17 protein-coding genes are annotated in these 17,514 nt (G+C 35.6%); all 17 read right to left on the reverse strand.

The window, feature by feature from the left end:
* Positions 1-75: 75 nt before the first annotated feature.
* On the reverse strand, positions 76-612 hold the full coding sequence (gene spoVT / locus ACQKP0_RS23270; RefSeq protein ID WP_427408202.1) for a stage V sporulation protein T: 537 nt from the start codon (positions 610-612) through the stop codon (positions 76-78).
* A 332-nt stretch (positions 613-944) separates the two neighbouring features.
* Positions 945-4,475, reverse strand: a complete 3,531-nt coding sequence (gene mfd / locus ACQKP0_RS23275) for a transcription-repair coupling factor (protein WP_427408203.1) — start codon at positions 4,473-4,475, stop codon at positions 945-947.
* Positions 4,476-4,804: 329 nt separating this feature from the next.
* Positions 4,805-5,035: an anti-sigma-F factor Fin family protein gene (locus ACQKP0_RS23280; RefSeq protein WP_427408204.1), complete on the reverse strand. Its 231-nt coding sequence runs from the start codon at positions 5,033-5,035 to the stop codon at positions 4,805-4,807.
* 73 nt (positions 5,036-5,108) lie between these two features.
* On the reverse strand, positions 5,109-5,666 hold the full coding sequence (pth, locus tag ACQKP0_RS23285; protein WP_427408205.1) for an aminoacyl-tRNA hydrolase: 558 nt from the start codon (positions 5,664-5,666) through the stop codon (positions 5,109-5,111).
* A gap of 193 nt (positions 5,667-5,859) precedes the next feature.
* Positions 5,860-6,501 (reverse strand): 50S ribosomal protein L25/general stress protein Ctc, encoded by a 642-nt coding sequence (locus tag ACQKP0_RS23290; protein ID WP_427408206.1) that lies wholly within the window; start codon positions 6,499-6,501, stop codon positions 5,860-5,862.
* A gap of 136 nt (positions 6,502-6,637) precedes the next feature.
* Positions 6,638-7,594, reverse strand: a complete 957-nt coding sequence (locus ACQKP0_RS23295) for a ribose-phosphate diphosphokinase (protein WP_427408207.1) — start codon at positions 7,592-7,594, stop codon at positions 6,638-6,640.
* A gap of 18 nt (positions 7,595-7,612) precedes the next feature.
* The gene (glmU, locus tag ACQKP0_RS23300; RefSeq protein WP_427408208.1) at positions 7,613-8,986 is read right to left on the reverse strand and encodes a bifunctional UDP-N-acetylglucosamine diphosphorylase/glucosamine-1-phosphate N-acetyltransferase GlmU; all 1,374 of its coding nucleotides are present in this window, start codon (positions 8,984-8,986) and stop codon (positions 7,613-7,615) included.
* Positions 8,987-9,387: 401 nt separating this feature from the next.
* Positions 9,388-9,681, reverse strand: a complete 294-nt coding sequence (spoVG, locus tag ACQKP0_RS23305; RefSeq protein ID WP_427408209.1) for a septation regulator SpoVG — start codon at positions 9,679-9,681, stop codon at positions 9,388-9,390.
* Positions 9,682-9,978: 297 nt separating this feature from the next.
* Positions 9,979-10,353, reverse strand: a complete 375-nt coding sequence (locus ACQKP0_RS23310; protein ID WP_427408210.1) for a RidA family protein — start codon at positions 10,351-10,353, stop codon at positions 9,979-9,981.
* Positions 10,350-11,198, reverse strand: coding sequence for a pur operon repressor (purR, locus tag ACQKP0_RS23315; protein WP_427408211.1), 849 nt, complete (start codon positions 11,196-11,198; stop codon positions 10,350-10,352). The genes ACQKP0_RS23310 and purR overlap by 4 nt, the downstream gene beginning before the upstream one ends.
* 82 nt (positions 11,199-11,280) lie before the next feature.
* Positions 11,281-12,147 carry a 4-(cytidine 5'-diphospho)-2-C-methyl-D-erythritol kinase gene (ispE, locus tag ACQKP0_RS23320; RefSeq protein ID WP_427408233.1) on the reverse strand — a complete coding sequence of 289 codons (867 nt, stop codon included), beginning with the start codon at positions 12,145-12,147 and terminating at the stop codon, positions 11,281-11,283.
* 343 nt (positions 12,148-12,490) lie between these two features.
* Complete coding sequence (locus ACQKP0_RS23325) at positions 12,491-12,673, reverse strand: small, acid-soluble spore protein, alpha/beta type (protein WP_427408212.1); 183 nt, start codon at positions 12,671-12,673, stop codon at positions 12,491-12,493.
* Between the two features lie 457 nt (positions 12,674-13,130).
* Positions 13,131-13,391, reverse strand: a complete 261-nt coding sequence (veg, locus tag ACQKP0_RS23330; protein ID WP_427408213.1) for a biofilm formation stimulator Veg — start codon at positions 13,389-13,391, stop codon at positions 13,131-13,133.
* 317 nt (positions 13,392-13,708) lie between these two features.
* Positions 13,709-14,587 carry a sporulation peptidase YabG gene (yabG, locus tag ACQKP0_RS23335; protein ID WP_427408214.1) on the reverse strand — a complete coding sequence of 293 codons (879 nt, stop codon included), beginning with the start codon at positions 14,585-14,587 and terminating at the stop codon, positions 13,709-13,711.
* A gap of 118 nt (positions 14,588-14,705) precedes the next feature.
* The gene (gene rsmA, locus ACQKP0_RS23340; protein ID WP_427408215.1) at positions 14,706-15,590 is read right to left on the reverse strand and encodes a 16S rRNA (adenine(1518)-N(6)/adenine(1519)-N(6))-dimethyltransferase RsmA; all 885 of its coding nucleotides are present in this window, start codon (positions 15,588-15,590) and stop codon (positions 14,706-14,708) included.
* Complete coding sequence (gene rnmV / locus ACQKP0_RS23345; RefSeq protein WP_427408216.1) at positions 15,583-16,143, reverse strand: ribonuclease M5; 561 nt, start codon at positions 16,141-16,143, stop codon at positions 15,583-15,585. The genes rsmA and rnmV overlap by 8 nt, the downstream gene beginning before the upstream one ends.
* A 158-nt stretch (positions 16,144-16,301) precedes the next feature.
* A complete protein-coding gene (locus ACQKP0_RS23350; RefSeq protein WP_427408217.1) occupies positions 16,302-17,495 on the reverse strand; it encodes a ubiquitin-like domain-containing protein in 1,194 nt (397 codons plus the stop codon).
* Between the last annotated feature and the right edge of the window lie 19 nt (positions 17,496-17,514).

The raw sequence follows: 17,514 nt of genomic DNA on the forward strand, positions 1-17,514 counted from the left end.
AACGAAGCCTTCGCTCCGCTCCTTAAACTTACAACTATTTCTTTTACGTAATTAATATGTCTTGATTTTTCAGGTTTATTGTTCCATTTGTCTTGCTAAAAATCCTGCAGCGGTTTCTGCTGCTTTTTGTTCTACTTCTCCAAGAGTACGATCTTTTGAAAAAATGATGACAGCTCCTATAGGATCACCATTTGCAACTATTGGAGATATCGTATAAGAGGATAGATCCTCGTCCACCCCTTCAATTAGTTCTACTTGTCCTTTTTGTGTAACAAGCTGAGGATTTCGGTCTTCCATAGCTTTTTCAACTTGTGCTCCGATGTTCTTATTCAAATAATCCTTTTTCGACCCTCCTGCAACCGAAATGACCGCATCCCTGTCACAAATTAATATTTGACAGGCTAGACTGTCATACAATGCCTCGGCGTATTCTCTTGCAAAATCACTTAATTCACTAATAGGCGAGTATTTTTTTAGAATGACCTCTCCATCACGATCAACAAAAATTTCTAACGGATCGCCTTCACGAATGCGAAGAGTTCTACGGATTTCCTTTGGAATAACCACTCTTCCTAAATCATCAATTCGACGAACAATACCAGTTGCTTTCATCTTATGTTGCCTCACTTTCATCAGATGATTTTTTATTAAGGCTCTTTTCTTAAACTTTTTGAGGAAAAAAGTACATTTCCTCCTTGTTGCTTCTGAATCGGAAATTATTATAATACAACATCAAAACATATATGCTGAAGCATTTTTCTAAGAAAAGATGCCCCGAAGCCAAGCTGCATTAGACTTTTATAATTTTTCCGAAATAGAAACATTATTAGCGAAAAAAACCTTTAGCAATGTTTAATTGCCATGGATACTAATGAATCTTTTACCTTTGTTGTCATTAGTATCTTTCATCTTGGAAGTTCTATACATAAAAAAACAGAGGAACATTACCTCGCATGTTCCTCTGTTTTTGCTGCTTCTTTCAATTCGTTTATGATTTCATATGCTATGTGCAGCCACTTTTCTTGGTCTAGTCCTTTAGTAGTTAAAGTGATTTTCAATTTATTTCCATCCATTCCAAATCCTACTGAACGACCATACTTATTTAATGCATTAACAACTTTTGGCCCATCTATATTTTGGGTCCCTTGTTCCGAAATTAGTATTGTAATCTGTTGCTTCACTTGTTTCATTGATTCCAGCAAAGCATCTGATCCAAGAACCTTAATCTTTGCAACCGTAAATAAAAGTCCAACTTGAATAGGGTAATCACTAAAGCGATCGACCATTTCCTCTCTCAATTCTTCTACTTCCTCGAGAGTTGTGATGCCTCTAAACCGTTTATACATTTCTATTTTTTGATGTCCATCACCAATATACGTATCTGGAATATAAGCATCTAATTCCAACTCTACTTCAAAAGAAGGAAGAGACGTCTGTCCTTGGCCTTTTCTTTCCTCGATAGCCTCTTTCAGCATTTGAGAATACAGATCAAATCCAACAGAATCAATAAATCCATGCTGCTGGGCACCTAAAATATTTCCTGCCCCACGGATTGATAAATCACGCATAGCGATTTTGAACCCTGAACCTAGCTCTGTAAATTCTTTAATAGCCTGTAATCGTTTTTCTGATACTTCCGTTAAGACCTTATCTTTTCTATAAGTAAAGTATGCATAAGCAACCCGGTTGGATCGCCCTACTCGACCACGTAATTGGTATAGCTGAGATAAGCCCATTCGATCAGCATCAAATACAATGAGCGTATTTACATTTGGAATATCTACACCCGTTTCAATAATCGTAGTAGTGACTAGAACATCATATTCACCTTCTAAAAAACTTAATATAACAGACTCTAATTCCCCCTCAGACATCTGACCATGAGCATACGTTACTCGTGCATCTGGTACGAGGGATGAAATTTCTTCTGCCTTTCTTTCGATGTCCTCTACTCTATTATATAGGAAATACACCTGTCCGTTTCTTGCTAGCTCACGCTCGATTGCTTCCCGAACTAAATGCCCATTGTATTCCATCACATATGTTTGTACAGGAAAACGGTTTTCAGGTGGCGTTTCAATAACAGATAGATCTCGAACACCCAACATCGACATGTGCAGGGTCCTTGGAATTGGGGTAGCAGTTAAAGTTAAAACATCTACATTTGTTTTCAATCGTTTAATTTTTTCTTTATGTGTAACACCAAACCTCTGTTCTTCGTCGATAATTAATAATCCTAAATCATGATATTGTACATCTTTTGATAATAGACGGTGCGTTCCTACAACAATATCCACTGTTCCACTTTTTAAACCTTTAAGTGTTTCAGTTTGCTGTTTTTTCGTTCGAAAACGACTTAATAATCCAATATTTATCGGATAGTCCTGAAAGCGCTCTTTAATCGTCTCATAGTGCTGCTGCGCAAGAATAGTAGTGGGTACAAGAAAGGCAACTTGTTTTTCATCCATAATCGCTTTAAAAGCGGCACGAATAGCTACCTCTGTTTTTCCGTAACCAACATCTCCACACAATAGCCGGTCCATCGGCCTTTCTCTTTCCATATCGCGCTTAATTTCCTGAACAGACCGGATCTGATCTTCTGTTGGCTGATATGGAAAAGATGATTCAAATTCTCTTTGTAAATCACCATCGGGAGAAAAAGCATTTCCTTTTGCAGCTTCCCTTTCTGCATACAATTTAATTAAATCATCCGCTATATCTTGAACAGATGACTGAACCTTTTTCTTCACACGCTTCCATTCACTGCCGCCTAGTTTATAGACTTTAGGCTCTTTACCTTCTGAACCGACATATTTTTGCACCAATTCAATTTGTTCGACTGGAACATATAATTTGTCACTGCCTTGATATCGTAGATGAAGATAATCCTTATGAATTCCGTTAATTACCAGTGTTTCGATTCCTATATATTTTCCTATTCCGTGATTTACATGGACAACATAGTCTCCGACCTTAAGTTCTGAATAGCTTTTAATTTTTTCAGCGTTTGATAGTTTTTGTCTTCTTGTTGTTTTTTTCACACTTTTATTAAAAAGCTCTTCTTCTGTAATCACAGCTAACTTCATCATGGAAAGTTCAAAACCAGTATTTAAACTTCCTTCCATCACCTGAAGAATATTTGGAATAACCCGTCCCTTATCTTCAACAATTGCAGCCTCAATTTCATAATCCTCTAATACACTATGCAGCTTCTTTACTCGGTTTTTATCGCTGCCAAGAAAAACAACCGTATATCGGCCCTTTTTCCAGCGATCCACTTCAGCCTTTAGTACATGCATTTGTCCATGGAAGTTTTGCATTGGTCTACATGCTACATTAAGAATATTTTGCGGGCTAGTATTAGGTATATGGCGTAAAAATAAAGAAATATAGATACGAGAAAGATTGGTTTGAGCTAAAAGCTTTGTTAAACTATGTGAAATTTCAATCCCATGGATAATTTGTCCTTCTTCTAACAGGGCAGTAAACCATTCTGCCTCTTCATTCACTAATCGATCGTTTATTTCTTGAATTCGACTAAATTCATCAAAGATTAAAATTCCATCACCGGATACATAGTCTAGTAAACTAGCAGGTGATTCATAGGCTAACGACAGATACTTAAAAAACTGCTCTGGTTTTTGGCCATTACGAAGAATTTCAATATCATACCCAATATTCTGAACTAAAAGCTCCTTGGATGTATCCATTTTTATCTTCTTCAAAGTATTCGATAAACCTTTTTCAAGCTTGTCAGCAACCAATGATAACTGTTTTGAATCTATTGGTGATTCAGTTGCCGGTCCAATTATTACCTTTTCCATTTTCGTAATGGATTTTTGATCCTCGATTGAAAACGTACGAATAGAATCAATCTCTGTATCGAAGAGTTCAATACGTATAGGGTTGTTTTCTGATAATGGATAAATATCCAATATACCCCCACGTAAGCTAAATTCCCCTGGAGCACTTACCATTTCATTTCGATTATATCCGATTGTATTTAATGTTATTAAAGTATTTTCTAAGTCAATATCTTGACCTATCGTAAATGAAAGCTGATAGTTTTTCCAAATGTTTGGTGAAGGGAGAATTCTGCGTAACCCAGCCAGTGGAACAATCACAACCCCTTTTGATTTGGAAGTTATGAAATTAAGGGCTTCTATTCTTTGTCCCTTTAGCTCTGGGCTTGCAGTTCCAATCTCAGCTGCTATCAGTTCATTTGTAGCATATAAATAAAGCACTTTTTCATTAATAAATTGCTGTAAATCATCATATAACTTTTGAGCTTGAAGAAGGTTATAGGTTACGATAATTACTGGTTTATCTACTTGTTGATAAATGGATGCAATAAAAAGTGCTCTTGATGATCCAGAAAGTCCGGCAACAAGCTGCTCTTTTAATCCCGCTCCAATACCTGTAATCACAGAACCCACTTCATCCTGCTGTAAAATAAGTTGCTGTAAATCTTTCAAACTAAAAGCCCCTCCCTATTAGAAAAGCGCAAGCGCCTTGCTTATCGACGTACGGAATGGAAAAATTGGCAATAAAATTTTCCTTGGAGGGACTTCAACTGAGATAAAGGAAACACGATGAGCCTAAAAGGCGAATCGATGTTGACTTATCGTAGGGAGAAGTCCTGAAGTCCGCTAGTCAATAGGCGCTGGAGCTAGACAAAAAAGACACACTTTTCGTAATTTATACCTTTAAAAATTTTATTATTTTGTTACTATTTTAGAAAAGCGTAAGCGCCTTGAATCTTTTTTTAAACAGAAAAATGCTTTGGACTTCTTCTCCAAAGCGGTTAATGAATCAAATAATCATATTCATGTAGGTTTGGATTTTTTTCAAAAGCTTCTTGACAATCCTCACATATTGAACGGATATGAATATTTCCATTTGACTCATAGGAAACCATTTCCTGTCGCTCTTCATTTGTTAAAGCATGAATGCCTACTTTTTCCGAATGTATCGATTGATGATCAATACTCCCCATATTCATACCACAATGACGGCAGAAATAATGTATCGCCATATAGGGGCCTCCTTATAGATCAATACTTTTCAATTAGTATTAACCCATTTTTAAGGAGTTATTCACTAAGTCATTAATTATAATGATTCATTACCTCAAGAAAAGGTTTTTTAAGCCATTCCTCACAAGCATCTGCACTTTTTTGGATCGTGGCTTGAATTTCTCCCCATTCATCCTTCTTAAACTTTCCTAAAACATAATCAGGAACCGACATCCCGTTGTCCGGTCGATTAATTCCGATTCGTATTCTGTTAAAGTTTTGTGTGCCTAGGTGTGCAATGGTCGACTTAATCCCATTATGGCCACCCGCACTACCTTTTTGGCGAAGGCGAACTTTTCCAACCGGTAAATCTAAATCATCAAAAATAACAACAAGATCATCTATAGAAATATCATAATAATCCATTATTGGACGAATACTTTCACCAGATAAATTCATATATGTGAGTGGTTTTAACAAAATGAATTTCTCACTAGTATGGTTGACCACTGTATATAATCCTTTAAATTTTGTTTGATTAAATGAAGTTTGAAAACGTTTTGCTAATTCATCAACCACTTCAAATCCAATATTGTGTCTTGTTCTATCATATTGTGAACCGGGGTTTCCTAATCCAACAATTAATTTCATTTATAATAACACCTCAATTTTACTATACCATATAAAACTGACCATCTCTGTGATAATTCAGTCTCATTCTTTTTACACTTATGGAACACTTAAACTTCTTTATATTATATTATGTATGATGGCATGAATAAAAGCCAAGTAAAAATAAACATTATAAAGACGTAACCCGAGTGGTTACGTCAATTAATTAAATTTATTCACTTTCCTTCTCAGCAGTTGTTTCTCTTCCTTCTAAATTATCAGGAATACCTGGTTCCTGTTCTTCTCCAGTGCTTATTTCCTCCTCTTGTCGTGGCGCTAATACAGACGCGATCGTTAGTTCATCCTCTTGAGTAATTTGATACGAAAAGGTTCCTTTGATATCTGCAACTGAAATTGTATCTCCTACCTGTAGATTAGAAACATCTACTTGAATGGACTCAGGCAGCTCATTTGGCTTTGCTAGTACAGACAATTCATGAACTGGCTGCTGTAATACGCCCCCATCTTTCACTCCTTGGCATTCACCTACTAATTCTACTCTAACATTGGCCTCAATCTCAGCTTCCATATCCACCGCTAAAAAATCGATATGAATGATGTCTTTTTTAATGCTGTCTTCTTGATATGCATTTAATATAACATTTCGCTTATCCCCATCAACATTAAGAGAAATTACACCATTTCTCCCTGTTTCACGAATGACCTTTAAAAAGTCTGCTTCACTCACATATATAGGCGTGTTTTCCGCCTTATACCCATAAATTACTGCAGGAATATTTCCCAGGTCCCGCAAATTTTTCAATTCGGAGCGCTGCTTATTTTCACGCTTCTTTGCTTCAAGTGCAGTTGCCAATGATCAATCAACCTCCTTAAGTTATGTAAAGAGCTTCTTAAATATCATTCCCCAAACATTGAATGCTCTAAACATATAAGGTCGATCTCAAAATAAAAGAGGCTGGCAAATACCAGCCTCAAACTTCAATATAATATTAATCAAATAGTGTACTAACAGAAAGTTCCTCATGTACACGAATAATTGCTTCTCCAAGTAATGGAGCAATTGAAAGTTCTACAATTTTATCAGATCTCTTGTCCTCAGATAATGCAATTGAGTTAGTAACAACAAGTTCTTTAATTCTTGAATTATTAATACGTTCAATAGCCGGACCTGATAATACCGGGTGGGTACAGCATGCATATACTTCCTTCGCACCATTTTCCACTAAGGCATTTGCTGCTAGTGTAATTGTACCGGCAGTATCAATAATGTCATCAATTAATATAGCAATTTTTCCTTCAATATTTCCGACAATATTCATAACTTCAGCAACATTTGGTCTTGGACGACGTTTATCAATGATAGCAATTGGTGCTTTAAGTCGGTCAGCCATCTTACGCGCACGAGTAACACCACCATGATCTGGAGAAACAATTACGATATCTTCTTTAAAGTTTTTCTTTTTAAAGTAATCAGCTAAAATTGGTACACCCATTAAATGATCATTTGGAATATCGAAAAATCCTTGAATTTGTGGTGCGTGTAAGTCTAATGCAATAACCCTTGTTGCACCTGCTGTTTCAATTAGGTTAGCAACTAATTTAGCTGTAATCGGTTCTCTCGCTCTTGCTTTACGATCCTGACGTGCATATCCATAATAAGGCATCACGATATTAATAGTTTTCGCCGATGCGCGTTTAAGTGCATCAATCATGATTAGAAGTTCCATCAAGCTTTCATTCACAGGTGCACTTGTTGGTTGAACAACATATACATCACACCCACGAATACTTTCTTCAATATTAATTTGTATTTCTCCATCACTAAAACGAGTGACAGAACATTTACCAAGTTCTACTCCAACTACTTTCGCAATCTCTTCTGCTAATTTATGGTTTGAATTTAAACTAAAGATTTTTAAGTTAGGATCAAGATACTGGTTAGACATTGATTGATGGACCTCCAATTATTGATTGTGTTTTAATTTATTTACATAATTTTCTTTATTAACTTGTCGGGCACGTGCGATTGACAATGAATCTCCTGGTACATCTTCTGTAATTGTTGACCCAGCAGCTATATATGCATTTTTACCAATAGTTACAGGTGCAACTAAGTTTGAATTACAACCTACAAATACACCATCTTCAATTTTTGTTAAATATTTATTTTTACCGTCATAATTTACAGTAATCGAGCCACAACCAATATTAACATTGGACCCAACTTCTGCATCTCCAATATAGCTTAAATGTGAAGCTTTGCTGCCTTTTCCGAAACTTGCCTTTTTTATTTCGACAAAGTTACCAATCTTCACATCATCATCAATATTTGAATTTGGACGAATATGTGCGAATGGACCGATTTGTACATTTTCCCCGATGGCACTATTGTGGGCTACTGAATGACGAACAGAAGTCCCATTTCTGATTATACAGTCTTTTATCTCAGAATTTGGTCCAATCATACAATCTTCACCAATTACTGTTTGTCCTGATAGAATTGTTCCTGGATAAATTACTGTATCCGCACCAATCGTTACATCAAGTTCAATATATGTTTGCTCTGGGTCAATAATTGAAACGCCATTTTTCATATGGAATGTATTAATACGCTTCCTCATAATTTTTTCAGCATTTGCCAGTGCAACCCGGTCATTCACACCTAAAGTTTCTTCCATATCGTTTGTTTGATAGGCTGAAACAATTTCACCTTGATTTTTTAATATTTCAATTACATCTGGTAGATAATACTCACCTTGTGCATTATCATTTGAAACTTTTTTTAGTGTAGAAAACAATGCTTTGTTGTTAAAGCAAAATACACCCGTATTTATTTCTTTCACTTTTCGTTCCTCTTCAGATGCATCTTTATGCTCAACGATTCTTTCAACAAATCCTTCCTTGTTACGAATTAAACGGCCGTATCCTTCAGGTTGATCTGTATATGCTGTTAATATCGTTGCCACTGCCTTTTGTTCCTCATGATGATTCATCAATGCTTCAATAGTCTCAGCTTGAATAAGAGGTGTATCACCACAAACAACAACTGTCACTCCATCTTCTTCTGCTAATTCTTTATCTGCCTGAATAACTGCATGTGCAGTTCCAAGTTGTTTTTCTTGAAGGGCGAAAGTTGTTTTTCCTTCTAACTTTGCTCTTACTAAATCAGCACCGTGGCCAATAATTGTGACCATTTTATTCATTTTTAACTTGCTAATTTGGTCAACAACATGCTCAACCATAGGCTTTCCACAGACTGGATGCAAAACTTTATAAAGCTTTGACTTCATCCGAGTTCCCTGACCCGCAGCTAAAATAACAGCAAATCGATTTGTCATATTTGGTCCCCCAATAAACCTTTTTATCCATAACAAAATATATCCTAAATTAAGCATGATTTCAAGGAATCCTTAAGATATACATAGTTTTGTCAAAATAGGAAGAAAAGCGCAAGCGCCTTGTTCAGCTGGAGCTGGACAATAGAAAACGAAGGCGACTGATATGGTGGTAATATTTGAGGATCAATAAAGGCTATTTTCGTATTACTACTACAATTTAGTATAGTGGCTAACAACCTAATATATCTAGGATTCATGGCATCTTTTCGTGGGAAATTCGCTAAACCTTTAGAAACATGTAGGTATTGTAAGGTTTACGATTCAAAAGCTACTAAGCACGAAAAGTGCCTTAATAAAAAAAGAGCCTTACTTTTTGGAGTAGGCTCTTGCTGCTTTTTCTATTAGGAAGCTCCGGCTTCTTCAAACTCTACTTCTTCTAACTCTCCTAATCGGTGATACTCCACTAATACAGACTCTTGAATTTTGCTTCTAGTATTAGAATTAATTGGATGGGCAATATCTCTAAACTCTCCATCTGGAGTACGTTTACTAGGCATTGCTACAAATAATCCATTATTACCGTCAATAACACGGATATCATGAACAACAAATTCATTATCTAACGTAATAGAAGCAATCGCTCTCATTCGCCCTTCTGTATTAACACGGCGTAATCTTACATCTGTTACTTCCATCTTTGTTCACCACCTTTTCGCATAGATAGAATCTAGTTAAAGTATTCAACAGATTTTGATATATTCCTTCTTAAATTGTAAAATTTTTTAAAAAATTTATAGGACTCTTTGATTAATCCTTCTAAATTCATTGCATATTAATCCATTATCGTCGAATCGAACACTTTTCATACTTACTATGAAAATATTTTTGTTTGATTGTTTCAAGTAACTTCTATGTTTAATAACCAAATAACAAAGCCTATTATAAAGATACTTAAAAAAAATAGGCCATTCTATAATGACCTATTTTCTCGCCTATTTTACTAGTGCAATTACCTCAATTTCTATTAAAACATCCTTTGGCAGTCTAGAAACTTCTACACATGATCTAGCAGGCTTATGCTCTGAAAAATATTGACCATAAATTTCATTAATAATAGAAAAATCGTCCATATTTTTAATAAATACAGTTGCTTTCACAACAGTTTCTAAGGAAGCTCCAGCTTCTTTTAAAACTGCATCTAAGTTTTTAAAAACTTGATGTGTTTGTTCTTTTATATCTTCTGATACTAAAGTACCATCTGCTGTTAAAGGTATTTGCCCCGAACTATAAAATACATTGTTTACGACTATTCCTTGAGAATATGGACCAATTGCAGCAGGTGCATTTTTCGTTGATACAATTTTCATTGAACATCCCCCTTTAAAAATTCTTGATTTCTCACAAAATAGTTCCCTTCTACTACTTTGATTTTCTTTTCTTTTACATCTACATCCATTAATTTAACTAAAGATACATAATCATCCACTAGTCTTTCTTCGGCCTCTTCAGACTCCAACAACACCGCAATCCCAGCTAAAGATGCATTAAATTCATCTAAAAGGTTAACCATTCCATTTACAGTTCCCCCTGCTTTCATAAAATCATCAACAATGAGAACTTTAGATCCTTCATTTAGACTTCTTTTTGAAAGCACCATGGTCTGGATTCTTTTAGAAGATCCTGAAACATAATTAATACTGACAGTCGACCCTTCTGTTACCTTACTATCTCTTCTAACAATGACTACCGGTACGTTCAAATAGGCAGCTGTTGCATGTGCAATTGATATTCCTTTCGTAGCGACGGTCATAATGACATCTATATCCTCTTTTGCAAATGCAGAGGCAAGTAGCTTTCCTACTTTACTTACTATTTGAGGGTCACCTAATAAATCTGTAAGATACAAATAACCTCCAGGCAACAGTCGGTCAGGGTCTGCAATTAATTGGCATAGCTCAGTAATAAAGTTCCTCGCATCTTCTTTATTCGTATTAGATATAAACCTAACACCACCTGCAGCACCAGGAATGGTTTGAAGTGTACCAATTCCCTGCCTTTCGAAGGTTTCTTTAATAATTGCTAAATCTTCACTTATAGAAGACTTGGCAGACTCATATCTTTCTGAAAAAAATGTTAGTGAAACTAGTTCCTTCGGACGTTCCAGTAAATAATGGGTCATATCGATTAGACGTTCACTACGACGAAACTTCATATTGCACCTCCCTTAAATCCGAATAATTAAGAATAATATATCATTAATGTACGTTTTTTGTCTATCTATGATTCATTCATATTTATTCAGAAAATCGATCCCCTAGCATACGGACTGCAAATACTTGATCACAAAAACCTCTTAATCCGTTATAAATTCTTTGGAGCCTAGAATCATATTGAACAAGACCAAAAACAGTAGGGCCACTACCACTCATAAGAACAGCATCAGCACCGAAGCGTTCCATTTGCTCTTTTATATGTTGTACCTCTGGATGAGTTTTTAGTGTTACAGTTTCAAGCACATTTCCCATTTCCTTGCAGATTGCCTCATAGTTTCCATTATAAATCGCATCTATCATTGCATTAGAATTAGGATGACGAATAGTAGTCAAATCTAAATTACGATATACATCTGCAGTAGAAACACCTATCGATGGTTTCGCAAGGATAACCCAACAATTCGGTGGTGCTGGCAAATGGGTAATTTTTTCTCCTCTCCCTTTTGCCAATGCTGTTCCACCGTATACACAAAAAGAAACATCAGAACCTATTTCCGCACCAATTTCTGCAACTTCGTCTAGTGTCAGTCCTAAATTCCAAAGCTGGTTCAATCCACGCAATGTAGCTGCTGCATCACTACTTCCGCCAGCTAAACCTGCTGCTACTGGAATAGCTTTATCAATTGTTATTGAAACACCTTGTTTAATCTTAAATTTTTCTTTTAAAACCTTCGCAGCTTGATAGGCTAAATTACGTTGATCGTCTGGAACAAATCGATTCTGAGAAATAATACGAATCTTATCTTCCTTAATTTCCGATAATCCGATTCGGTCAGATAAATCGATTGTCGTCATAATCATTTCGACTTCATGATACCCATCCGAACGTTTATTTAGTACATCTAACGTTAAATTTATTTTAGCCGGCGCTTTAATAAAAATCGTCAATATTTTCACCCACTTTAATCCGACAGTAATATTCACTATTTTACCACAAGGCTCTTTTCGTAAACTTTGTTATTTTTATAATCAAGAAAAAATCTCAAAAGATTTTACGTAGTAAATAACTATGAGATTTCAATTTCTATTCGAAAACAGCCTACTACAAACAATAATTGCCATATAACTCTTCACAAGTATTGTATTTTATCATTTTCAATCGATCTATGGAAGGTTTTATTTTTTTCCTCAACGGGCTAGGCGCTGAAGCTGGACAAACAAAAAGACCGAGTTATCAACTCGGTCTTACGGCATGTAATTGTTTTTATCGTCCTGAGCTCGAGTAGTCTTATTAGGAATTTCTATTGCTAGCAAGTTGTTGTTCAGCTATTTCAATAGCGCGTTTTACCATGTTCCCTGCATCTCTTGCTTTAATACCGCCCCATCCCTCTTGCTGGACAACATCATAAAAACCTAAATCCTTTGCCAACTCTTCTTTAAACTGATTAGACATAATCCCTCTTCTTCTGCCCATTATGAATATCCTCCTTTAACATGCCGTATTAAATAGTATGTTCTAACCTATAGTATTTAAAGTATTGATATTAATATTGCTATCATTTTATAGGTGGATGTTTTTCGTAATATTTGTTGCGATTTCGTATAACTTCTTCCCTAATGTTTTAAGCTGTTATTAAGAATTTCTATTCATATGCAACAAGGTTTAAGAAAAGAGCCTATGGTAAGAACAAAAGCGTAAGCGCCGCAGCTCTAGCGTACGGATTTCGTAGTCTTCGACTGAGATAAAGGAAACACGGTGAGGTAGTTCACGAGCCGATGTTGACTTATCGTAGGGAGGAGACGGAGAAATCCGCTAGCCGATGGCTGCTTGCGCTAGACGTAAACCACGCTCTTCATAAAGTTATTCACTGTACGAATATTTCATAATTTCCTAAACAAACAAAAAGCAGTAAACATAATGTTTACTGCTGTCATAATATTATATTTCCTGTTGTTTCATCATAGAAGGTTAGTTGGACCGTTTCAGTAAGCACATCTGCATAGCTGTAAGAAACTCGTTCAAACGAGTTTTCATCTTGATCTAATTCAATGACAAAAACTGATGGATAAGTTTCTGCCAAAATACCCGAACGTTCAATTGTTTTTCTTCGTCCACCATTAGCTTTTAACATTAGTCTTTTTCCCAAGTTGGAATCGAGGGATCTCTTAATGTCAGTTAATGTCTTTGGCATTTCGCTCCACCTCACTATGTAATAGTGTAACACATTATGTGAAAAAGGTCAAATATAAATTATTTATTTTATCAATGAAATGAATGTACTGTCAACAATTTTTCTTCAACAAATTGACCGATTTTTTTACAATGGGCTTTTTTCACAAAAAAAATTAACCTTTACAATAATAATTTTTCCCAGCAAGCAAAATAATATGTATGAAACTTAAATTCCGTTAATTAACTCTAATGGGTTAAATAGGAGAATAGAGGGGGTACTCCCCTTTTTTGTTCAAAGGAAAAGCCCTAATGGTTCATTCATTAGAGACTTTTCTTTCAGTCCTCTATAACAGGCTTATAAGGCATTCCCGTACGGAGCACGCCTTTTGTTTCAATGCCTCCTAAACCTTTTTCTCCTGTTAACGTATTACGTAATACATCCCATACGTTCACTTGTTCCATAAAAGATGTATAACTTATTTTCGCTACTATATAAACTGGATCAAGAGCATGGATGTTTACTCTTAGAGGGGAACTGGCAAAATTTGCACCTGCGTATATCAAAGATTCAAAATGAGATTGACAGGCTCCTGCAAAAATGATTAATTGATCTAAATGTGGGACTACTTTTCTTGCTTCAATCACAGTCTGGACAAAATATTTTGAATGCCTATAAGCATTTATATCCGTCTTTTTTCCTTTTGCCTTTGAATACGAATCATGACCAGTAATAACCAAAATATCAGGTCGATATTTTTCAATTAAAGCTCTAATCCGAAATGGCATATCTTTTTCATAGCAATGCACTCCATAAACCTTTACCCCAATTTTCTCGTATAAATCAATACATTTTTTTAAATATGACGGATCCCCATCAAGGTGTAAAACACGCCCTGGAACATGGAAATAATTGAATTCCTGACTATATCCGTTTGTTGCTTCATATTCTTGCCTTTGTCTTAATAAATTGATATCCTGTTGAAACAATTCAAATGATTGAGCTTCTAATGAACGAAATTCTTTTGTTATTTTTGAGCGTTCCTCCGGATTAATAATGACAAGGTCATTAAATGGTGCATCTGCAATCAAGCGATAATCCTCACCATACAAAATGGCCGTTTCTACTCCATCATTGTTTTTAATATCTATTACTCTAAATAATAAATCACATTTATACGATTTTCGTCCCACAATTGAATTGATTGTCACATCCATGAATCGTCAGCTCCAATGAACAGCAAAGTCTTTAACTTATACCACTAGGCTATGCAAAAATATAGAAGATGTGCAAAAAGCCCCTCAAGTATAAATTGACCTGAGGGGCGAATATGAATCATTCTTTTGTTATAATCGAGTACAAAGCATTGCTGAGTGAAGCGAATTCTTCTATAGAAAGTGTTTCGCCTCTTCTTGTTGGATCAATATTTAATTGCTCTAGCGTGGTCAAAATTTCCTCTTTCATAGCCTTGCCATTTGGAAGTTGACTGGTAAGATTATTTAAAATAGTTTTTCGCCTTTGGGCAAATGAGGCACGTGTCACTTGAAAAAAGAACTCCTCATCCTTTACCTCTACAATAGGTTTTTTATGCAAAGTTAAACGGATAACGGCAGAATCGACATTCGGTTGCGGCATAAATACTGTCTTAGGTACAACCATTACCGTCTCCGCTTTTGTGTAATACTGGATTGCTATTGATAATGAACCATATTCCTTTGTACCTGGTTTCGCTCCTATCCGGTCCGCTACTTCCTTTTGAAGCATGACAACTATTCCTCTTAGGGGCAATCGCTCAGTTAAAAGTTTTATTATTATTGGGGTCGTCACATAATAAGGAAGGTTTGCCACCACCATAATATCCTCAATATCTTTAAATTCCTCTTCTACAATGTCACGTACATCCGCTTTCAAGATATCTTGGTGAATAACTTTGACGTTATCATATGGTGATAAAGTATCCTCTAAAATAGGGAGTAAACGTTGGTCAATTTCAAATGCCAACACTTTCTTACTACTTCTCGCAAGATGCTCTGTTAATGCTCCAATACCCGGGCCAATTTCAATCGTGCCAGTAGCTTTTGTTAACCCTCCATACTCAGTAATATTCCTTAAGATATTGGGATCAATTAAAAAATTTTGTCCTAAACTTTTCTTAAAGGAAAAACCATGCTTTTGTAAAATTTCCTTTGTTCTAACTGGTGTTGCTATATCTTTATGCATTTTTTTCCTCCTGTAAAACCGATTCAAGTGCATTGACAAAAGCCTCTTTACTGATTTGAAACATCATTAATCGTTTATGCAGCTGTTTTCCATTCGTATAACCAATTTTCAGTAATTCCCCTAATCTTTCTCTTCTAGCTTTAGATTTATCTCCACCGATTAAGCCTGCGGTCACTAAGTCTTCTTGGGTGATCACCTCAACGATATCATCTTCCATTGTATGTGCCTCTTTCAGTGCCTCACGGATCGCCTCAGGGCTTGCATGCTCCACCCCGATTCCTTTTCCTGATATAGGTTTTGCATCCCTTTTTTTAATAAATGCATGCTTACATCCAGGGACTTGGTCTGAAACTATTTTTCGAATCCGTTCTCCTGGATAATCAGGGTCTGTAAAAATGATAACCCCTCTTTTTTCTTGAGCTAGCCTTACCTTTTCAATTGTCATATGTGAAACGGCTGAACCATTTGTTTCAATTGTATCTGCATTAACAGCTCTTTTTATAGCTGTTGTATCATCTCTACCTTCCACAACAATAATTTCTTTTATTTTCATTTTACCTCCAAAATAATGAAACATTTTTGTAACAATAATCGTCTAATATTATAAATCATCTATATTATAATTGAATTACATCATAAAATACAAAGTTGCAAAGTGAGAGCGGTACTGCCGAAACCAAAAAAAGCAGAGGAATATCCCTCTGCAATAACCTAATTTAGAATTCGAATTTTCACTTGTTTTCTCCCCCAACGATAAGCTTGGGATTTATTTGAGAAAAACACATCGATAATTTTACCATTTATTGCACCACCGGTATCGGCGGCAACAGCATATCCATATCCTTCAACATATACCTTTGTTCCAAGAGGTATGAGACTTGGATCAACAGCAATGATTTTTAGATTTGGATTAGCACGTAGGTTAATACCTGTTGCTGTCCGGCCTGAACACCCATTACAATCTGCTGTATATGCAGTAGCTGTCACAAAATACTCTTTTCCTCCTGGTTCACCACGAGAAACTTGAGCAGTCACAATTTTAGTTCCTACGGAAACAATTTTATCTTTGCTTTCTTTTATCGTTTTTTCTCTTAAAAGTTTTCGATCAACTTCTTTGCCGTTTTCTTTTGTGATCTCATATTCTTTTCTTACCAATCCATTTTCACCTTGCTGTACAACCTTTTCTTGACCTTGAAGTAATTTTGTATCTTTTTTAGTTGTAACCGCATATTCAATTGGTACTTCCACAACATCGCTGACTTTTTTAACTCTGATTACTTTGATAACATCTTCTGGACCAACTGTATGTTTTAGATCCGGCTTGGTGCGATCTAATTCTTTAAGTTTGATTCCCTGTTGCTTTAAAAAGTCAGCGACAGTAGTCGAAGTTGACCAAACCTTTTTCTTATTACCACCATCATTTAGTGTAAGTGAAAAAGCCTTTGAAATATCAATTCTCATATTTTCAATGATATTTTGATCTATTTCCGGTCTTACTTGATCATAATTACCAAGTTTAATATTTTCATCTTCAAGTAAGTCCTGAACTGTATCTACTGTCGTCCAAATCGTTCTGTTTTTACCATCGAGTGTTAAATGGACTTGTTTAGCTGGTTCCCAGACAAAGGATAGATTATCTTTTACCTTCGTCTCAACAGGTAAAGATAAATAATCTTTTGAGTGTAATTGAATATCTAAATCTTCTAAAATATCACCTATCGTATTTGAATGTGTCCTAATTTCTTTCTTTTTCCCATCAAGTGTCATAGCTACTGTTTTTTTCGTAGTTTCATAGGCAGTAAACCCTAAAACAGCTACAAAAACTAGGGAACTAGTAATAACAATAGTCAGTCTTTTACTACTCATTGTCTTGGAAAACAGGCTTTTCACATGCTTAAAATTCATGAAAACGAAACGCCTCCTT

Source organism: Heyndrickxia sp. NPDC080065, assembly GCF_050281185.1.
GTDB lineage: Bacteria > Bacillota > Bacilli > Bacillales > Bacillaceae_C > Heyndrickxia.